Source organism: Streptomyces sp. NPDC091682, from assembly GCF_044756625.1.
Taxonomy (GTDB): domain Bacteria; phylum Actinomycetota; class Actinomycetes; order Streptomycetales; family Streptomycetaceae; genus Streptomyces.
Genome location: NZ_JBIVTH010000007.1, coordinates 345,704 through 361,788, shown reverse-complemented (window position 1 = coordinate 361,788; position 16,085 = coordinate 345,704). Strand labels below are relative to the sequence as shown.

At 71.7% G+C, this 16,085-nt stretch carries 21 protein-coding genes; 13 read left to right on the top strand and 8 right to left on the bottom strand.

Annotated features, from left to right (window positions below; genetic code table 11):
- The first annotated feature begins 12 nt into the window (after positions 1–12).
- Positions 13–948 carry an N-acetylmuramic acid 6-phosphate etherase gene (gene murQ / locus ACIQK6_RS19095; protein ID WP_329100701.1) on the top strand — a complete coding sequence of 312 codons (936 nt, stop codon included), beginning with the start codon at positions 13–15 and terminating at the stop codon, positions 946–948.
- Between the two features lie 28 nt (positions 949–976).
- Positions 977–2,530 (top strand): PTS transporter subunit EIIC, encoded by a 1,554-nt coding sequence (locus ACIQK6_RS19090; protein WP_329100699.1) that lies wholly within the window; start codon positions 977–979, stop codon positions 2,528–2,530.
- On the opposite strand, the gene ACIQK6_RS19085 is transcribed toward ACIQK6_RS19090, so the two are convergent.
- A complete protein-coding gene (locus tag ACIQK6_RS19085) occupies positions 2,527–3,096 on the bottom strand; it encodes a TetR/AcrR family transcriptional regulator (RefSeq protein WP_329100697.1) in 570 nt (189 codons plus the stop codon). The two genes, ACIQK6_RS19090 and ACIQK6_RS19085, sit on opposite strands and share 4 nt — an antisense overlap.
- Before the next feature lie 100 nt (positions 3,097–3,196).
- Here ACIQK6_RS19085 and ACIQK6_RS19080 point away from each other — a divergent pair, with 100 nt between their 5' ends.
- Both ACIQK6_RS19080 and ACIQK6_RS19075 read left to right on the top strand, forming a co-directional pair.
- Positions 3,197–3,484 carry an antibiotic biosynthesis monooxygenase gene (locus ACIQK6_RS19080; RefSeq protein ID WP_329100695.1) on the top strand — a complete coding sequence of 96 codons (288 nt, stop codon included), beginning with the start codon at positions 3,197–3,199 and terminating at the stop codon, positions 3,482–3,484.
- Positions 3,485–3,653: 169 nt separating this feature from the next.
- Positions 3,654–4,238, top strand: coding sequence for a GNAT family N-acetyltransferase (locus tag ACIQK6_RS19075; RefSeq protein WP_329100693.1), 585 nt, complete (start codon positions 3,654–3,656; stop codon positions 4,236–4,238).
- 7 nt (positions 4,239–4,245) lie between these two features.
- On the opposite strand, the gene ACIQK6_RS19070 is transcribed toward ACIQK6_RS19075, so the two are convergent.
- Positions 4,246–5,697, bottom strand: coding sequence for a hypothetical protein (locus ACIQK6_RS19070; protein ID WP_329100691.1), 1,452 nt, complete (start codon positions 5,695–5,697; stop codon positions 4,246–4,248).
- Positions 5,698–5,844: 147 nt separating this feature from the next.
- On the opposite strand from ACIQK6_RS19070, the gene ACIQK6_RS19065 reads away from it, so the two are divergent.
- Positions 5,845–6,045, top strand: coding sequence for a hypothetical protein (locus ACIQK6_RS19065; protein WP_402695123.1), 201 nt, complete (start codon positions 5,845–5,847; stop codon positions 6,043–6,045).
- Positions 6,046–6,065: 20 nt separating this feature from the next.
- On the opposite strand, the gene ACIQK6_RS19060 is transcribed toward ACIQK6_RS19065, so the two are convergent.
- Together ACIQK6_RS19060 and ACIQK6_RS19055 are read right to left on the bottom strand one after the other, a co-directional pair.
- Positions 6,066–6,710 (bottom strand): hypothetical protein, encoded by a 645-nt coding sequence (locus tag ACIQK6_RS19060; RefSeq protein ID WP_402695122.1) that lies wholly within the window; start codon positions 6,708–6,710, stop codon positions 6,066–6,068.
- Positions 6,707–6,928 carry a hypothetical protein gene (locus tag ACIQK6_RS19055; protein ID WP_402695121.1) on the bottom strand — a complete coding sequence of 74 codons (222 nt, stop codon included), beginning with the start codon at positions 6,926–6,928 and terminating at the stop codon, positions 6,707–6,709. The genes ACIQK6_RS19060 and ACIQK6_RS19055 overlap by 4 nt, the downstream gene beginning before the upstream one ends.
- Before the next feature lie 116 nt (positions 6,929–7,044).
- On the opposite strand from ACIQK6_RS19055, the gene ACIQK6_RS19050 reads away from it, so the two are divergent.
- Together ACIQK6_RS19050 and ACIQK6_RS19045 are read left to right on the top strand one after the other, a co-directional pair.
- The gene (locus ACIQK6_RS19050; protein ID WP_402695120.1) at positions 7,045–7,881 is read left to right on the top strand and encodes a Scr1 family TA system antitoxin-like transcriptional regulator; all 837 of its coding nucleotides are present in this window, start codon (positions 7,045–7,047) and stop codon (positions 7,879–7,881) included.
- Positions 7,865–8,119 (top strand): DUF397 domain-containing protein, encoded by a 255-nt coding sequence (locus ACIQK6_RS19045; RefSeq protein ID WP_402695119.1) that lies wholly within the window; start codon positions 7,865–7,867, stop codon positions 8,117–8,119. Before ACIQK6_RS19050 ends, ACIQK6_RS19045 begins: the two co-directional genes overlap by 17 nt.
- A 4-nt stretch (positions 8,120–8,123) precedes the next feature.
- On the opposite strand, the gene ACIQK6_RS19040 is transcribed toward ACIQK6_RS19045, so the two are convergent.
- A complete protein-coding gene (locus ACIQK6_RS19040; protein ID WP_329100680.1) occupies positions 8,124–9,305 on the bottom strand; it encodes a S8 family peptidase in 1,182 nt (393 codons plus the stop codon).
- Positions 9,306–9,670: 365 nt separating this feature from the next.
- Here ACIQK6_RS19040 and ACIQK6_RS19035 point away from each other — a divergent pair, with 365 nt between their 5' ends.
- Both ACIQK6_RS19035 and ACIQK6_RS19030 read left to right on the top strand, forming a co-directional pair.
- Positions 9,671–10,018, top strand: coding sequence for a protease inhibitor I9 family protein (locus tag ACIQK6_RS19035; RefSeq protein ID WP_402695118.1), 348 nt, complete (start codon positions 9,671–9,673; stop codon positions 10,016–10,018).
- A 45-nt stretch (positions 10,019–10,063) separates the two neighbouring features.
- Positions 10,064–10,447 (top strand): hypothetical protein, encoded by a 384-nt coding sequence (locus ACIQK6_RS19030; protein ID WP_329100676.1) that lies wholly within the window; start codon positions 10,064–10,066, stop codon positions 10,445–10,447.
- 18 nt (positions 10,448–10,465) lie between these two features.
- Here the strand turns inward: ACIQK6_RS19030 and ACIQK6_RS19025 are convergent, their stop codons facing one another.
- A complete protein-coding gene (locus tag ACIQK6_RS19025) occupies positions 10,466–11,659 on the bottom strand; it encodes a S8 family peptidase (protein WP_329100674.1) in 1,194 nt (397 codons plus the stop codon).
- Positions 11,660–11,946: 287 nt separating this feature from the next.
- On the opposite strand from ACIQK6_RS19025, the gene ACIQK6_RS19020 reads away from it, so the two are divergent.
- The gene (locus ACIQK6_RS19020; RefSeq protein ID WP_329100672.1) at positions 11,947–12,324 is read left to right on the top strand and encodes a protease inhibitor I9 family protein; all 378 of its coding nucleotides are present in this window, start codon (positions 11,947–11,949) and stop codon (positions 12,322–12,324) included.
- Between the two features lie 54 nt (positions 12,325–12,378).
- On the opposite strand, the gene ACIQK6_RS19015 is transcribed toward ACIQK6_RS19020, so the two are convergent.
- The gene (locus tag ACIQK6_RS19015) at positions 12,379–13,803 is read right to left on the bottom strand and encodes a PQQ-binding-like beta-propeller repeat protein (protein WP_329100670.1); all 1,425 of its coding nucleotides are present in this window, start codon (positions 13,801–13,803) and stop codon (positions 12,379–12,381) included.
- A 107-nt stretch (positions 13,804–13,910) separates the two neighbouring features.
- On the opposite strand from ACIQK6_RS19015, the gene ACIQK6_RS19010 reads away from it, so the two are divergent.
- Complete coding sequence (locus tag ACIQK6_RS19010) at positions 13,911–14,234, top strand: Uma2 family endonuclease (RefSeq protein ID WP_402695117.1); 324 nt, start codon at positions 13,911–13,913, stop codon at positions 14,232–14,234.
- A 147-nt stretch (positions 14,235–14,381) separates the two neighbouring features.
- Here ACIQK6_RS19010 and ACIQK6_RS19005 read toward each other — a convergent pair whose 3' ends face one another.
- Positions 14,382–14,981 (bottom strand): phosphoribosylanthranilate isomerase, encoded by a 600-nt coding sequence (locus ACIQK6_RS19005; protein ID WP_329100668.1) that lies wholly within the window; start codon positions 14,979–14,981, stop codon positions 14,382–14,384.
- Between the two features lie 211 nt (positions 14,982–15,192).
- Between ACIQK6_RS19005 and ACIQK6_RS19000 the strand changes: the two genes are divergently transcribed.
- Both ACIQK6_RS19000 and ACIQK6_RS18995 read left to right on the top strand, forming a co-directional pair.
- Positions 15,193–15,690, top strand: a complete 498-nt coding sequence (locus ACIQK6_RS19000) for a Uma2 family endonuclease (RefSeq protein ID WP_402695116.1) — start codon at positions 15,193–15,195, stop codon at positions 15,688–15,690.
- Between the two features lie 39 nt (positions 15,691–15,729).
- Complete coding sequence (locus tag ACIQK6_RS18995; protein WP_329100664.1) at positions 15,730–16,065, top strand: helix-turn-helix domain-containing protein; 336 nt, start codon at positions 15,730–15,732, stop codon at positions 16,063–16,065.
- Positions 16,066–16,085 lie beyond the last annotated feature (20 nt).

Here is a 16,085-nt window from a genome sequence, read left to right as displayed (position 1 = left end):
AGGGAAGGTCACATGACCGCCTACGAAGAACTCCGCGCCCAGCTGGACACCCTCACCACCGAGGCCTTCCGCCAGGACCTCGCCGAGATCGACCGGCTGTCCACCCTCGACATCGCCCGCACCATGAACGCCGAGGACGCCACCGTCCCGGCCGCCGTCGCCGCACGGCTCCCGCACATCGCCGCCGCCGTCGACGCGATCGCCGAGCGGATGGCCCGGGGCGGGCGGCTGGTCTACGCGGGCGCCGGCACGGCCGGCCGGATGGGCGTCCTGGACGCCAGCGAGTGCCCGCCCACCTTCAACACCGACCCGGCCGACGTCGTCGGTCTGATCGCGGGCGGCCCGTCCGCCATGGTCAAGGCCGTCGAGGGGGCCGAGGACTCGAAGGAGCTGGCCGCCGAGGACCTCACCGCGCTGGAGATCGGGCCGCACGACACCGTCGTCGGCATCTCCGCCTCCGGCCGCACCCCGTACGCGATCGGCGCCGTCGAGTTCGCCCGTACCCGCGGCGCGCTCACCGTCGGGCTCTCCTGCAACGCCGGATCCGCCCTCGCCGCCGCCGCCGACCACGGCATCGAGGTCGTCGTCGGCCCCGAACTCCTCACCGGATCCACCCGCCTGAAGGCCGGCACCGCGCAGAAGCTCGTCCTCAACCTCATCTCGACCATCACGATGATCCGCCTCGGGAAGACGTACGGGAACCTGATGGTCGACATGCGGTCCTCGAACGAGAAGCTGCACGCCCGCGCCCGCCGCATCGTGGCGCTGGCCACCGGCGCACCCGACGCGGAGATCGAGGCCGCGCTGACCGCCACCGGCGGCGAGGTGAAGAACGCGGTGCTCGTCGTCCTCGGCGGAGTCGACGGCCCCACGGCCGCCGCCCTGCTCGCGGCCTCGCAGGGCCACCTGCGCGCCGCCCTCGAACTCGCCCCCGCCCACACCCGCTGACCCCGCCCCCGAACCAAGGCGATCCCACATGTCCACTGACAAGAACCGCGCCACCGCCGCCGCGATCCTTCCGCTGGTCGGCGGCCCGGACAACATCACCTCGATCTCGCACTGCATGACCCGCCTGCGCATCTCGCTGCGCGACCGCTCGCTGGTCCAGGACGGGGCCCTGCGCGCCCTGCCCGCGGTGCTCGGCGTGGTCGAGGACGACACTTACCAGATCGTGCTGGGCCCGGGCACCGTCGCCCGCGTGACCCCGGAGTTCGAGGCGCTCGTAGCGGAAGCCCGCTCGGCAGCCCCCTCACCGACCGCCCCGACCGCCCCTTCCCCTGCGGCCCCTGCAGCCCCGGCGGCCCCGCCCGCACGCACGATCACCGCGGACGACCTCGCCGCTCAGGGCGCAGCACTGAAAAAGGCCCAGAAGGCGCGCAACGCCACGCCCTTCAAGCTGTTCCTGCGCCGGATCGCGAACGTCTTCGTCCCGCTGATCCCGGCGCTGATCGGCTGCGGCATCATCGCCGGCCTGAACGGCCTGCTGACGAACCTCGGCCGGGTGCCCGCCGTCGTGCCCGCCCTCGCCGCCATCGCCTCCGGCTTCATGTCCCTGATCGCGGTCTTCGTCGGCTACAACACGGCCAAGGAGTTCGGCGGTACGCCGGTCCTGGGCGGCGCGGTCGCCGCGATCATCGTCTTCCCGGGCGTCGCGAAGATCGACGCCTTCGGCCTGGAGCTCAAGCCCGGCCAGGGCGGCGTCCTCGGCGCGCTCGCCGCCGCCCTCCTCGCCGTGTACGTGGAGAAGTGGTGCCGCAGGTGGGTACCGGAGACCCTGGACGTCCTCGTCACACCCACGCTCACCGTGCTGATCTCGGGCCTCGTGACCCTCTTCGGCCTCATGTACCTCGCCGGTGAGGCCTCCGCCGCCATCGGCACCTTCGCGAACTGGCTCCTCGCCACCGGCGGCGCCTTCGCGGGCCTGGTCCTGGGCGGCCTCTTCCTCCCCCTCGTGATGCTCGGCCTGCACCAGGCCCTGATCCCCCTCCACACCACCCTCATCGAGCAGGACGGCTACACCGTCCTGCTGCCCATCCTCGCCATGGCGGGCGCGGGCCAGGTCGGCGCGGCCATCGCCGTCTACTACCGGCTCCCGCGCAACGGCTCGCTCCGCGCCACCATCAAGTCCGCGCTCCCGGCCGGTTTCCTGGGCGTCGGCGAACCGCTGATCTACGGCGTCTCCCTGCCGCTGGGCCGCCCCTTCGTCACCGCCTGCATCGGCGGCGCGGCCGGCGGCGCCTTCGTCGGCCTCTTCCACCAACTGGGCGTCGCCTTCGGCTCCAGCGCCATCGGCCCCTCGGGCTGGGCCCTGTTCCCGCTGCTCGACGGCAAGTCCAGTGCGGGCACCACCCTCGCGATCTACGCGGGCGGCCTGCTGGTCGGCTACCTGGTGGGCTTCGTCGCCACCTACTTCTTCGGCTTCACCCGCCAGATGCTGACCGACCTCGACACCGACCCGGACGCAGACCAGGACCCGAACGCCGCCACGGCCACCACCGGAACGCCCCCGAAGGAACGGGTCCCCGCCTAAGCGGGTGTGGCGACGCCTAGGTCGAGGATGATGTCGGCAGCACGGGCGATGACCGGGTCGCGGGTGGTGCCGGGGTGGTCGGCAGCGAGGAAGTGGCTACCGATGGCCATGCAGAAGGCGAGCAGAGCGCGGGCCTCGACCTCGTCGGGGTCGTCGCAGAAGGTGCCGATCGCGTCGCGCGCCAACTGAATGCGCTTGTTGTCCACGCGGCGCAGGCGCTCCGCGACGGTGTGGTCGCGGCGGGCCCAGTCGCGGACGGCCAGATCGATGGGCAGCAGGCGGTCGCTGGAGAAGGTGAGCCGCCCCGCCAGGCGGACCTTGTCCCGCGCGTCGCCGCCCTCCCGCTCGACCTGGTCGATCACATCGTCCACGCTCTCGCGCTCCCAGGTGTCCAGCATCTCGGCCAGTAGTGCGTCGCGGTCGGCGAAGTACCCGTAGAAGCCGCCCTTGGTCACCCCCAACGCCTTGGCGAGCGCCTCGACCCGCACGGCCTCCGCACCGCCCGCGGCCAGCGCCCGCAGTCCCTCCTCGACCCACTTCTCGCGCGGTGTGCGCAATGCGCCCATCTGTGGCCCACCTCACCCTGTCGAACCTGTTGTACGAAGCCGTACAACAGGTCTAGCCTCGCGTTGTACGGCATCGTATAACGCGAGAGAGGACACCGTCATGTCATTCGGTTTCGTTGCCTTCCACTACCCGGCCCCCGAGCACGTCGATGCGTTCGTCGCCAAGTGCCACCGGGTCGCCGAGGCGCTACGGCAACAGCCGGGCTTCCTGTCCGTCGGGGTCTGGGTCACCCCGGACGGCGCCGCCGTCGTCACCACCGGCGCGTTCGAGTCCGAGGGCGCCTTCCGGGCGACGGCCGGCCTTGCCCGCGGGTTGGGCGCGACGCCCGACGGCCTGAGCGACCTGGAGGTCAGGCCCCGCGAGGTTCACTTCCTCGAGTCGCGGTAGGAGCACCGCGAAGGATCAGCACTCGGCTTCGCCGCATCCGTTGGGTGGGGGGTCCGGATCGCCCCGCGGTCCATCAGGTCCCGCCCCGGACTCGCCCTACGCGCTCGTCCTGCGCATGCGCATGCGCGCCGCGGGTCCTTCGCGATGCGGGCACGGGCATGATGCGGAGATGATCAACTCCATACCTCCCGTGGTCCCCGCCGGCCGGATGCGCGCCCTGCCGCAGCCTGAGCTCGAGCTGCCGGGCGGCCTGCTGCTGCGCCCCTGGGCGCTCCACGACGTCCCCGCGCTCGTCGAGTCCTGCCTCGACCCGGACATCCGGCACTGGAACCGACCCGCCCTCCTCACTCCGGCCGAGGCCGAGGAGCGGATCGCCCACTGGCACGCCCGCTGGCAGGACGAGGAAGCCGCGATCTGGGCCGTCGCCACCGGCGGCCCGGCCGTCGGGCTCATCGGCATCGGCGACCTCGACCTGGCGGGCGGCAGCGGCGAGATCCTGTACTGGCTGCTGCCCGCCGGGCGCGGCCGCGGGGCCATGGTGGCGGCCACGGAACGCGTCAGCCGCTGGGCGTTCGAGGACCTCGGCCTGCACCGGATCCGGATCACCCACTCCGTGGCGAACCCGGCCTCCTGCGCCATCGCGACGAAGGCCGGCTTCCCCCTGGAGGGCACCATGCGCGGCGCCCTCCTGCACGCGGACGGCTGGCACGACGAACACCTGCACGCCCGCCTGCGCACCGACGCCCCGGCGTGAGGGGGAGTCACCAAGGCTGGGGCGGGGGCTGGAACGGGGTCGGAGTCGGGGTCGCGGTCGCGGGCGGGGTCGCGCCCTTTTCGATGGCGCTGGCCTTTTCCAGGAGCTCCGTGTAGGGCGTCTCCGCCGTAGAGCCGCGCACCTGCGAGAGACCGTACCGGTCACCGGCCTTCTCTTCGTTGTTGCTGGGGTTTCGCGGGTCGAAGGGGATCCGTTCATCCGGTGGCGACACGTCCACGATGACGTGCGGATTCTTGCCGCCGGTCCTCCACAGGGTGATGCGCTGTGGGCCGCGGGTCACGTTCAGGACTTCGCTGCTGTTCGAGATCCCGGTCCGGTACCGGTACTTCGCATCGGTCGGATCCCCCGGCTGGCAGTCCTCCTTGAGCTCCTTCGCCGTCTTCATGGAGCGCTCGTATGCCGCGGTCAGCCTCATTCTGTCTTTCCTGATCACGTATACCTCGGTCCGGGCCCTGACCGCTTCGTACTTGTGAGGAACCGCGCCGTCTATCTCGATGACCGCGTCCTGGGCGATCTCTTCCCCTGGATGCAGTACGCGGCCGACCGGCGAGACGAACTCGCCATCGTAAATCAAGTCGGTCGCGCCAGGCTTGGCGTCGAACTTGCTGTTCGCAGGCACGCCGTGGACCCAGTAGATGCTGCCGAGGACGTAGACGGGCACTTGGCCGGCGTTCCTCACGAAGAGACGCACCGTCACATACACCCGCTGCGACCCCTTCTCCATGTTCGACTCCTTGAACTCGGCCCCACTCTGGATCAGCGGCATCGTCACGAAGGGAACATAGATCTGCGAATACGCAAGGTTGGCGGTGGCGAGGAGGGTGGAAATTATCAACCCGATCGCAACCTTCCTGGGAACGCGGAGCCCCTTCCACGCCCCGGCTTTGATAAGTCCGAACAGGGCCACCGAGGACCAGACACAGAGGGCTATCCCGACCATGGTGTAACCGGTGAACCGCTCGCCGATCTGCAGCAGGAGCAGGGCGATGCTGCAGAGGAGGGAGATCACGACTCCGACCAGAACGACCACTCCCGAGTAACGCCACCGACGCTTGGTCCAGTAGTCGATGGCGGCCAGGGCGGCCGCCACCTCCACCATGGACACGGCGAGGATGGTGAGTCCCGCGATCCGTCCGGCGTACGAGAGGGCATCGCCGCTGTCCGACATGCCGATCCGGAAGAGCGGACACGCCGTCGCGAGGAGGCCGACGACCATGAAGAAGCAAATGGTTCGCCGCACCCACGCCACGTCCGGCCAGACAGTGTGGTCTCCGCCGATCCAGTGGATCTCGTGCCCCGGTTCCACGCCGGCACGGTCCAGGATCTTTCGGAGTTCCTTGAGGGAGCCGGCCTTGCCGACCCGCCTGCCGCCGACCGAAACCGGCCGCAAGCCGAGGTCTCCAGGCGGTCCCACAGATACCTCGGGCGCATTCGCCATAACACCAGCCTGCCGCTCGACCGCGAGCGGCGCCCCTCGAGCGCCCCCTTGTGCGCCCCCTCGTGCGCCCGGCCAGGGTGCGCACGACCCACCGCAGAGGGAGGCTGGTGTCGATGCGTTGAAGTTGCTCGACCCCGGAGGAATCCCATGCGCACCCGAATTCTCGCGGTCACCGCCGCCCTCGTACTGGCCGTCTTCGGCGCCTCGGCCCCCCTTGCACAGGGCGCCGTACCGACGGTCCCCGGACCGACGTGCGAAGCCCACCACGGAACCGTGGAGTACGACTCCGCCACTGGCGTCTACAACTGCGTGGGCGGCTCCTACGACGGCGAACGCATCACCAGCTGAATACGGCTGGCGAATACGGCTCAGCCCGCGGCAGTACGCAAGAACGACACCAGGTCATCGACCCCGTAACCGAGCTTCGGCCCGCGCTCGGCGGCCATCAGCAGCAACTGGCCCACGATCTCGGCACCCCAGCCGTCCGTGCCGTCCTGCGACCACTCCCACAGCTTCTCGATGCCGAGGTCGGACATGAGCAGCCCGTGCTCCGTCCGGACCTCCCGGCAGGTCTCGGCGACGGCGTCCAGTAGCCGCGCCCCCGGCCGCTCGCAGCGCAGCCCGAAGTACCCGCCGACGTACTCGACCACGCACCCCTGCGGCGGCCGCGCCTCGATGCGCTCGTAGCTCGGCTGCTCCCCCACCGGGCAGTGGATCAGGGTGAACCGATGCCAGCCTGGCGGCGGAGGCGGCTTGGGGCGCCACGCGGTCAGCCCGAAGGCCTCCTGTACCAGCGCGGTCGCCTCGTCCGCCGTGGCGGCCGTCCGCGCCTCCCGCCGCTCCCCGTCGTCCCCGACGGCCGTCCAGAGCGTGCCGCACTCTTCGCCCTCCACGCGCACGGACAGTCCCATGCCTCCACGCCTCCACGCGCCGGCGGCGAGGGCCGTCTCCAACCCGCGCAGCTTCCAGCCGAGTTCGAAGGCGAAGTTCACCGCCTCCACGGACCCGCTCACGCGCCCGCCGCCCGCTCGTGCAATACGGCGGCCAGCCGGAGCGCGGTGTCGAGGTTGCAGCGGCCGAGGTCGACCAGCGGCAGGCCGTACGTGCCGGCGGCGGAGACCCGGTCCACGTCCAGCGAGGGGAGCAGCACCCCGACCCCGGCGAGCGAGTTCCGCAGCTGCTGGACGGCCTCTTCGGCCGCCTGCATGCGCTCCTGTGGGGAGAGCACCATGACATGTCACCTTTCCACTCTGAGTATCCAACTTCTTCACACAGAGTGGCGACGTGCTCACTAGCCTTTCAAGTGAGGGCCCCTCAACAACCGGACATGTTGCTCAGGGAGTTGCCATGCCACGAAAGAACCTCGATCCCTCCTCCTCACCCCGCGCCCTCCTGGGCGCGGAACTGCGCGTGGCGCGCGAACGCGCGGGCATGAGCCAGGCCGAACTCGGCGAACGGCTCTTCGTCAGCGGCGCGTTCATCGGCCAGCTCGAATCGGGCACGCGTCGCATGCACCTCGAATACGCCAAACAGATCGACGAGATCCTCGGCACGGACGGCTTCTTCGCCCGCAACTGCGGGGCACTGGCCAAGTCGAAGTACCCGAACCACTTCGCGGAGGCTGCTGAAGCGGAAGCGGAAGCGAAGACGATCCGGGAGTACGCGCCCTTGGCGCTGCCCGGGATGCTCCAGACGAAGGCATACGCCCGGGCTGTCTTCATCGCCTACCAGCCAACGGCCACCGAGGAGGTCATCTCCGAGCTGGTGCAGAACCGGCTGGACCAGGCCGGTGTCCTCAGTGATCCAACAACCCCGTTGTTCTGGTGTGTACTCGACGAATCAGCTCTTCGACGAGTCGTCGGCAGCCGGGCAGTGATGGCCGAGGTCCTACGTCACATCACAACCCTGATCCGTGCACGCCGGATCTTCGTGCAGGTACTGCCGTTCAGTGCAGGAGCACATTCGTCCATGGGCGGCACCCTGAAGCTGATGACCTTCGAGGACGCTCCTCCTCTGGCATATGTCCAAGGCAACGCCATAGGGGTGCTTCTGGACGATCCGGCAACCGTGGCACGCCATTCGCTGACCTACGATCTCCTCACGGCCGGCGCGCTGTCACCCAGCGAATCGCTGGCTTTGATCGAGTCCGTGGCGGAGGATTACGAACATGACCAGCACGCCTGAGTACGACCTGTCAGCAGCCACGTGGCTGAAGTCCAGCTACAGCGGCGGCAGCGGCGGCGACTGCCTGGAGATGGCCACCTGGCGGAAGTCGACGTACAGCGACGGCACTGGCGGCGACTGCCTCGAAGTGGCCGACGGCCACCCCCACCTCGTCCCCGTGAGGGACTCCAAGCAGCCCGAAGGCCCGCACGTGGTGTTCCACGCGCAGGCCTGGGCCCGGTTCGTCGGGTCGCTCTGAGCGGTCAGAGACCGTCGGTGAACAGCAGCTTGTTCGGGCTGTCGGCGCTAAGGTTCTGGACGATGTCCTTCGTGGACACCTCGTCCAGGAAGTCCGTCACCTCCGCCGGCAGCGCGTTCGGGTGCTCCGACTTGTAGAGCGCGGCCACACCGGTGACGTGCGGCGCGGCCATGGACGTACCGTCCAGGGCCACGCTGCCGCCGCCCAGACGCGCCGAGATGATGTCCTTGCCGGGGGCGTAGAGGTCCAGGCAGGTGCCCCAGTTCGAGAAGTCGGTCTCCTCGTCGAAGCGGTTCGTCGCGCCGACCGTCACCACGCGCTCGGCGGAGGCGGGCGAGACCCGGCAGGCGTCGATGTTGTCGTTGCCCGCCGCGATGACCGGCAGCACGCCCCGGTCGGACACGGCGGTCGCGGCCGCGTTGACCGCTTCGAGCCGGCCGCCGCCCAGCGAGGCGTTCAGGACGGCCGGCTGCCGGATGTTGTTGGCCACCCAGTCGAAGCCCGCGATGATGCCCGCCCAGGAACCCCGGTTGTCACAGCCGAGGACCCGGACGCTGACCAGGGTCACCTTGCGCGCCACGCCGAAGGTCGAACCGCCGACCGTGCCCGCGACGTGCGTGCCGTGGCCGTTGCAGTCCCCGCCGTTGAGGCCGCCCCCGATCGCGTCGAAGCCCGGCCGTGCACGGCCCTCGAAATCGGGGTGCCGGTAGTCGATGCCGCTGTCGACGATGTACGCCGTCACGCCCTGCCCACTGCGGTTGGCGCTGAAGTTGCCGTCCAGCGGCAGGAACCGCTGGTCGATGCGGTCCAGGCCCCAGGAGTTGGAGGGCGACTTGGTCCCGACCCCCTTCACGGGGGTCGGCGGCACGGTCACCGTCGCATCCTGCGTCACGGACGCCACACCGGCCGTCCCACGGACGGTCTTCAGCTGCTCCGCCGTGAGGGACGCCGCGAAGCCGTTGATCGTCTTGGTGTAGGTGAACTTCGCCGTCAGGCCCAGCCGCTTCGCGAACGCCGCCGGGGCCACCTTCTTGTCGAGGCTGACGATGTAGCTGCCCGAGATGGCGTTCGCGGACGTGTGGAGCGGCGCCGGGGTCGGCTCCGGGGCCGCGGCGGAGGCCGTACCGGCCGCGACGGGAGTGACGGTGAGGAGGACAGCGGTGGCCAGACGTGCGAGCAGACGCATGGAAGGAGCTCCCTGACGTGCTTGGAAGGTCGGCGTGGAAGAGCCGCCCCCGCGATCTGGAGTCCTCCGCGGGTGCGGCCCCCCTTTGCATCGGGCACCTCCTCGGCGCGGCTTGAACCTCCGCCGCCACCTGGCCGATCGTCCGATCGCCACGTCGACATGGCCTGTCGCGTACGCTGCAGAAAGGGTTAGTCCCTTGCGCCGCCCGGGCCGCAGCCCGCTCCGCCCCACCCCCGGAAACTCGTGCGAGATTCACCCGTACGTCCGCCCCCCACATCAGGGAGCGCGCGGCCGGTGCCCGCCGTGCATCCGCCACACCCCCGGGCGTCGTTGACCGGCCCCGCCGCCCGTGATCGCCTCGGACCATGCGCAACCGCCTGAAGCGAGTCCTGCCCGCGGCCGTCACCGCACTGGCCGCCGTCGCCACGCCCGCGGCCGCGGCCACCACCGACGTGCCGGAACCCGTACCGCACACGGCCCCCGCCGACCACGCCACGTACGTCGTCACCGTGCGGGAGGGCGTCGACCCGGCCGAGGTGGCCGAGCGCGTCGGCGTCACCCCGGTCCACGTCTACCGCACCGTCCTGCACGGCTTCTCCGCCCGGCTCAGCCCCGCCCAGGTCGAGGCCCTGCGCGAGATGCCGGACGTCGAGACCGTGGAGGAGGACAGGGGGGCCACCGGCTTCGGCACCGGCACCGGCACCGGCTTCTGAGGCCCGGACTCCCCGGCCCGACAGGGGGCCGGGGAGACTGGGTTCATGCAACTGCCCACCGAAGTCGTGACCGGTACCGCGTTGATCGAGGTGGTACGGATATCCGCCCTCCCGACCGAGGCGGGCGCCCCGTACCCGGGCAGGCCGGTCGCCCACTGGTCGGGGGACGAGGTGACCGACGCCCTCGCGCTCATCGGGACCCTGCCCGGCAGCGGGCAGCACCGGTGCGGCTTCGCACCCGGATGGAGCGTGCGCGCCTACGACGACTCCCTCGAACCGGTCCTGATGGAGGCCGCGTTCTGCTTCAGCTGCCACGAGGTGCGCATGCACGGACCGGCCGTCCCGCCCGCCCTCGCCAAACAGTTCTTCGACGCGGACGCCCCGCAGGCCGCCGCTCTCCTCGCCCGGTTCCGCGCGGCGGGGGCGTGAGCCGGGCGCGGGCCCGGATCAGAGCCCGCCGGTGAAGAGCAGGCGGTTCGGGGTGAGCGGGCTGACACCGCTCAGGACGTCCTTGGTGGACCTGTCCTTGAGGAAATCGGCGACGGCTTGCGGAGCCGCCGTCGGGTTCGCGGCCTTGTAGAGGGCCGCGACACCGGTCACGTGCGGCGCGGCCATCGAGGTGCCGCTGTGGGAGATGCTGCCGCCGTCGAGCTGGGCGGAGACGATGTCCTCGCCCGGCGCGTAGAGGGAGACGCACTCGCCGTGGTTGGAGAAGGAGCTCTCCTCGTCGGACCGGTCGCTCGCCGCCACCGTGAAGGCCTTCGGCGCGGAGGCCGGGGAGACCAGGCAGGCGTCCTTCGCGGAGTTGCCCGCCGCCACGATCGGCAGCACACCCGCGTCGGTGACCGCGTTGGCGGAGTTGTTCACCGCTTCGGACCTGTCCCCGCCCAAGGAGACGTTCAGGACCGCCGGCTGCCGGGCGTTCCTGGCCACCCAGTCCAGGCCCGCGATGATCCCGGAGAAGGTGCCCGTGCCGTCGCAGCTGAGAACGCGGACGCTGACCACGTTGGCCCGGCGCGCCACTCCGTACGTCTGTCCGGCGACCGTGCCCGCGACGTGCGTGCCGTGGCCGTTGCAGTCCTGGCCGTCGCGCCCGCCGTCGACGGCGTCGAAGCCGAAGGCGGCACGGGTGCCGGCCGGCCCGCCGAACTCGCTGTGCTGGTAGTCGATGCCGGTGTCGAGGATGTAGGCGGTCACGCCGGCGCCGTCGCCCGCGACGGTGAAGTCGTTGTCCAGCGGCAGCTTCTCCTGGTCGATCCGGTCCAGGCCCCACGAGTTCGCCGGGACCCGGGTGCCGGTCACGGTGCTCGGCCGCGGGACGGGCCGGACCGTCGCGTCCTCCTCCACCGAGGCCACCCCCGGGCTGTTGCGGACGGTCGTCAGCTGGAGCGGGGTCAGCGGGACGGCGAAGCCGTTGAGCGCCGAGGTGTAGACGAACGAGGGCTCCAGGCCCAGCTCCTGCGCGGCCCCGGCCGCGTCCACCCCCTTCTCCAACGTCACGATGTACTCGCCAGGCACCGGGTTGGCGGCGGTCTTCAGCGGCGCCGGGGTCGGCTCCGGGGCCGCGGCGGAGGCCGTACCAGCGGCGACCGGGGGGACGGTGAGGAGGGCGGCGGCGGCCAGGCGGGCGAGCAGGCGCATGGAAGGAACTCCCTGACGGGTGGCGGGAAGGCACGGGGGAGCCGCCGCCCTCACGGACGGCACCGGGTGCTCCTGCGAGGGCGGCCCCCAGCTCCATCGGTGCCACCTCTCGGCGGGTTGAATCACCGGCTCACCTGGTTGTCCGTCGGGTGGGCGCGTCGACGCGGCCAGATCACCCGTACGGCCCGCCCCCGGACCAGGGAGCGCACGGCCGGTGCGCCGCCCGTGCCCCCGCCACACCCGCGGGCGTCGTTGACCGGTCCCGCCGCCCGTGATGGCCTCGGGCCATGCGCATCCGCCTGAGCCGAGCCCTGCCCGTGGCCGTCGCCGTACTGGCCGCCGTCGCCGCCCTGCCCGTCGCCGCGGCCACCGCCGAGGTGCGGGAACCCGTACCGCACACGGCCCCCGCCGCCGACCACGCCACGTACATCGTCACCGTGCGGGAAGACAGCGACCCGGCCGAGGTGGCGGACCGGGTCGGCGCCACCCCGATGCACATCTACCGCGCCGTCCTGCACGGCTTCTCCGCCCGGCTCAGCCCCGAACAGGTCGAGGCCCTGCGCGAGATGCCCGACGTCGAGTACGTCGAGGCGGACGGCCGGGCCACCGGGGACGGCGCCTTCGGCAACGGCCAGTACGGGAGGTGGGGGCTCTCGGACGCGTGACCGGGGGGCGGGTCGTGCGCGTACGGCCGCGCCGCGCTCGGTACGCGCCGACCGTCACCAGCCGAAGACCGGGTCGATGTCGAAGAGGGGCGGCAGCAGGCCCTTGCGGTCCAGGTTGACGAAGACGTACGAGCCGGGCGGCCCGGGATAGAACGCGAACCGCTCGCCCAGGGGCAGGTCGCGCAGGACCGTGGGGACCGCCCTGCGCCCGCCGTCGCCCAGGCCGCGGTGGGTGAGGTACGTCCACCAGCGGTCCGAGGTCACCACGCCGACCTCGCCCGGGCCGGTCGGGGCCAGCCCGTGGACCTCGTCGTCGCCGACGCCCGCGTGCCACAGCAGCCGGCCGTCGGTGAGGGAGTAGGCGGACACGCCGTTCCCCTCCCCCTGCTTCACCGCGGTGACCAGCAGGTCTCCGGTCAGCACCGGCGACGGCTCGGACAGCAGGTCCCCGTCCGGACCCGAGGCGGGTATCGAGCCCCGCACACGGCCCGTGTCGTCGAGCAGCAGCACCCCGTCCATGCCCTTCTCGGCGGTCTCCGTGACGCGCAGGACCGGCGGGACGGCGGACAACACCCGCACCTCGCGCAGCCGGCTCGCCGTCGGCAGCGCGCTCTGCCAGACGCGGGTCCCCGTACGGGCGTCGACGGCCGTGATCCGGGCGGCGTCGCCGCACTCCTCCACGTAGAGGGCGCGTTGGTCCGAGCCGTCGACGGCCTTCACCGTGCAGTCGGCCGGGACCGGGACCCGCCAGAGCTCCTGGCCGCCGCGCAGGTCGAGGCCGGTCACCGTGTCCCGGTCCGCTACGACGGCGCTCGGGCCCGCCGCGGCCACCAGGGCCCGGCCGGTGTCCCGGGTCCAGCGGACCCGGCCCTCGACCAGGTCCACGGCGACGACCTGCGAGCCGCACGTGCCCACGCTCTCCCCGTACGCGAGGAGGCCGGTGCCCGACGAGATCGTCCGGCTGAGCGCGCAGAGCGGCGTGCGCTCCGGGGCGGGCAGCCGCCAACCCCTGCGGCCCTCCCCGTTGTAGGCGACGAGCCCGTCCGTGCGGGCCCGTACGAGCCTTCCGGGCGCGAGCGCCCAGACGCCGACCGGGGCCGCCGCCGGATGCACCGGCTGCTGCCACCCGGACAGGTCCAGCTGCGGGCCGCGCACCTGCTCGAAGCCCGACCAGCCGGGCCCCAGCGCGGCCAGCGCCACGCAGCCTGCGATCACGCGGACGTACACCGGGGGGCGGCCGTGGCCGCGCTTCCTCGGTGTGCGCCACAGCAGCCACGCGGCGGCGGCGCACAGCGGGGCGAGGAGCGCGAGGACGCCCGTGCCGCGCGGGCAGCTGTCGATCCCGCACACGCGGACGGGGGCGTCGGCGAGCACCAGCTTCGCCAGGAGGACCAGGTACAGGGCCGCCACCGCCGCGAACGCTGCGGCGGCAGCACATGCGAGGTGTCCCAAGAGCCGCACCGGTCGCGGTCGTTCCATTTCCATGATCCCCCCGAGTGGGACCCTATCGACCGGCCGCCGCCGTTCCCGACCGGGCCCCATCCGATCGGGGGAAGCCTCCCCAAAGACGACGTCAGGGCGCGCATATGCCCCTAGCCTGTGCCCCGTTCGTACCGGACGGAGGCGAGTGGGCCGACCCGAAGGGCGTGCTGATGGTCCTGGAGGTGACCTCCCACGACGCGGACACCGACCGGCGGGACCGGAAGGAGAAGCGGGACGGGTACGCGGCGGCCGGGATCCCGGTCCACCTGCTCATCGACCGGGAAAGCTGCACGCTGACGGTCCACAGCGATCCCGAAGACGGCTCGTACCGCGACAGCCCCTCCCTCCCGGACGGGGCCTCCGTCACGGTCCCCGCCCCGGTGGACATCACCCTCGACACCGAACCCCTCAAGGAGTTCGCCCGGTGACGCCGACCCGGTGCCGGGTAGGCGGTCAGAGCGCGGAGCCCCCGGTGGCGTCGACCACGCGCCCGGTCACCCGGCGCGCGGCGGCGGAGCCGGGGCTGCCGAGCCCCGCCCGGAGGGCACGATTTCCGTAACGATCGATACGGAAAACTAGGCGCGGGCCGCCGCGATGAAGGCGCGGATCAGGTCGGGGTCCTTCACGCCGCGCTCGCGCTCCACCCCGCTGGACACGTCCACGCCCCACGCCCCGGTGGCCGCGAGCGCCTCCCCCACGTTGCCCGGGTTCAGCCCGCCGGCGAGCAGCCAGCGCCCCTCGGGCGCGGCGAAGTCCGCCGCACCCCAGTTCCACGGCTTGCCGGAGCCCGGGTCGGGCGCGTCCAGCAACAGCAGGTCCTCGCCGTACTCACCGCAGCACTCCACGCGCTCGGCGGTGGCCCGCAGCAGGGTCCGGCCCTCGGCCCGCAGCGCCGCGAAGTCCTCGGGCCCCTCCTCGCCGTGCAGCTGCACGCCCCGCACACCGCTCTCCTCGGCGAACCGCCGCACTTCCGCCACCGACTGCCCCCGGAAGACGCCCACGGTGAGCACCCCGGCGGGCACCCGTGCGGCGAGCTCCCGCGCGGTGGCGGCGTCCACGGTCCGCGGGCTCCCGGGCGCGAAGACGAACCCGACGGCGTCCGCCCCGGCGGCCACGGCCACGTCGACGTCGTGCGCGGTCTTGAGTCCGCAGATCTTGACGAAGAGATCGCTCATGCGACCAGTCAACCAAACCCGCCGCACCCACGGGTGGCACGTCCCATAGGCCGGGCACGGCGGCCCCGCCGTCGCTAGCCTGGGACGAGGCACACACCCACGGCACGGCACGCCCCGGAGGACGACGGTGACGACCATGATCGAACGGGCCACACCCATAGGGACTCTGTCGCCGCCAACGTTCGAAACACTCCTGCGCACCGTCGAGGAGATGGACACGCCAGACGGCTTCAAGGCCGAGCTCATCCGGGGGAAGATCGTCGTGTCGCCGTTTTCCGCGCTGCGCTACCTGCGTCCCATGCGCGCGCTTCGCAAGCAGATCGAGGCGCACGCGCCCAAGGGGCACTTCGCGGAGACGTCGCCCTTCCTCTTCAGCTTCCCGACAGCGGAGCGCGCCTACGGCCCCGACCTCTTCGTCGCGGACGAGGCCTCTTTCGGCGAAGAGGGCCGCCACGCGGACGGGGCGGCCTTGTCGCTGGTCGCCGAGTTCACCTCCCTGTCGACCAAGGACGCCGACTGGAACGAGAAGCTCGACGTCTACGGACGCCTCGTACCGGTCTACCTGGTCGTCGACATGCAGGACTCGGAGATCACCTGCTTCTGGGACCCCTCCCCGCACGGGTACCGCTCCCGTACGACGGTGTCCTTCGGCGAGCCCCTGCACGTCCCGGAACCGTTCGACTTCGCGATCGACACCACCGGCTTCTGACCGGCCGGAACGCCGGATCCCGGACGAAAGGGGCCCGTCATGAACCACACCCGCTGGAAGCTGACCCGCGAGAAGACGGCCGCACAGGGGTACGTCGAGTCGGCCGAGGTGCGGGCCGAGCGAGCTGAGATCCGGCTGGCCATGGCGTTCGCCAAGGCCGTCTACGAGCGGCGCAAGGCGCTGGGCCTGTCCCAGGCCCAGTTGGCCGAGCGGGCCGGGCTCACGCAGGCGAAGGTCTCCCGGGTGGAGGGCGCCGACGCGGTGCCCACGCTGCCGCTACTGCGCCGCCTCGCTCACGCCTTGGACGCGGGTCTGACCATCGCCCTCGACGAAGACCGCGAAGAGGTCACCTTCATCGCACACCCCGCCGCCTGAGACCCCGTCCGGGAAACGCC

Excerpts from the sequence above, each read along its gene's own strand:
- murQ (WP_329100701.1), top strand. The coding sequence starts at position 13 with ATGACCGCCTACGAAGAACTCCGCGCCCAGCTGGACACCCTCACCACC.
- ACIQK6_RS19090 (WP_329100699.1), top strand. The coding sequence starts at position 977 with ATGTCCACTGACAAGAACCGCGCCACCGCCGCCGCGATCCTTCCGCTG.
- ACIQK6_RS19085 (WP_329100697.1), bottom strand. The coding sequence starts at position 3,096 with ATGGGCGCATTGCGCACACCGCGCGAGAAGTGGGTCGAGGAGGGACTG.
- ACIQK6_RS19080 (WP_329100695.1), top strand. The coding sequence starts at position 3,197 with ATGTCATTCGGTTTCGTTGCCTTCCACTACCCGGCCCCCGAGCACGTC.
- ACIQK6_RS19075 (WP_329100693.1), top strand. The coding sequence starts at position 3,654 with ATGATCAACTCCATACCTCCCGTGGTCCCCGCCGGCCGGATGCGCGCC.
- ACIQK6_RS19070 (WP_329100691.1), bottom strand. The coding sequence starts at position 5,697 with ATGGCGAATGCGCCCGAGGTATCTGTGGGACCGCCTGGAGACCTCGGC.
- ACIQK6_RS19065 (WP_402695123.1), top strand. The coding sequence starts at position 5,845 with ATGCGCACCCGAATTCTCGCGGTCACCGCCGCCCTCGTACTGGCCGTC.
- ACIQK6_RS19055 (WP_402695121.1), bottom strand. The coding sequence starts at position 6,928 with ATGGTGCTCTCCCCACAGGAGCGCATGCAGGCGGCCGAAGAGGCCGTC.
- ACIQK6_RS19050 (WP_402695120.1), top strand. The coding sequence starts at position 7,045 with ATGCCACGAAAGAACCTCGATCCCTCCTCCTCACCCCGCGCCCTCCTG.
- ACIQK6_RS19045 (WP_402695119.1), top strand. The coding sequence starts at position 7,865 with ATGACCAGCACGCCTGAGTACGACCTGTCAGCAGCCACGTGGCTGAAG.
- ACIQK6_RS19040 (WP_329100680.1), bottom strand. The coding sequence starts at position 9,305 with ATGCGTCTGCTCGCACGTCTGGCCACCGCTGTCCTCCTCACCGTCACT.
- ACIQK6_RS19035 (WP_402695118.1), top strand. The coding sequence starts at position 9,671 with ATGCGCAACCGCCTGAAGCGAGTCCTGCCCGCGGCCGTCACCGCACTG.
- ACIQK6_RS19030 (WP_329100676.1), top strand. The coding sequence starts at position 10,064 with ATGCAACTGCCCACCGAAGTCGTGACCGGTACCGCGTTGATCGAGGTG.
- ACIQK6_RS19025 (WP_329100674.1), bottom strand. The coding sequence starts at position 11,659 with ATGCGCCTGCTCGCCCGCCTGGCCGCCGCCGCCCTCCTCACCGTCCCC.
- ACIQK6_RS19020 (WP_329100672.1), top strand. The coding sequence starts at position 11,947 with ATGCGCATCCGCCTGAGCCGAGCCCTGCCCGTGGCCGTCGCCGTACTG.
- ACIQK6_RS19015 (WP_329100670.1), bottom strand. The coding sequence starts at position 13,803 with ATGGAACGACCGCGACCGGTGCGGCTCTTGGGACACCTCGCATGTGCT.
- ACIQK6_RS19010 (WP_402695117.1), top strand. The coding sequence starts at position 13,911 with ATGCCCCTAGCCTGTGCCCCGTTCGTACCGGACGGAGGCGAGTGGGCC.
- ACIQK6_RS19005 (WP_329100668.1), bottom strand. The coding sequence starts at position 14,981 with ATGAGCGATCTCTTCGTCAAGATCTGCGGACTCAAGACCGCGCACGAC.
- ACIQK6_RS19000 (WP_402695116.1), top strand. The coding sequence starts at position 15,193 with ATGGACACGCCAGACGGCTTCAAGGCCGAGCTCATCCGGGGGAAGATC.
- ACIQK6_RS18995 (WP_329100664.1), top strand. The coding sequence starts at position 15,730 with ATGAACCACACCCGCTGGAAGCTGACCCGCGAGAAGACGGCCGCACAG.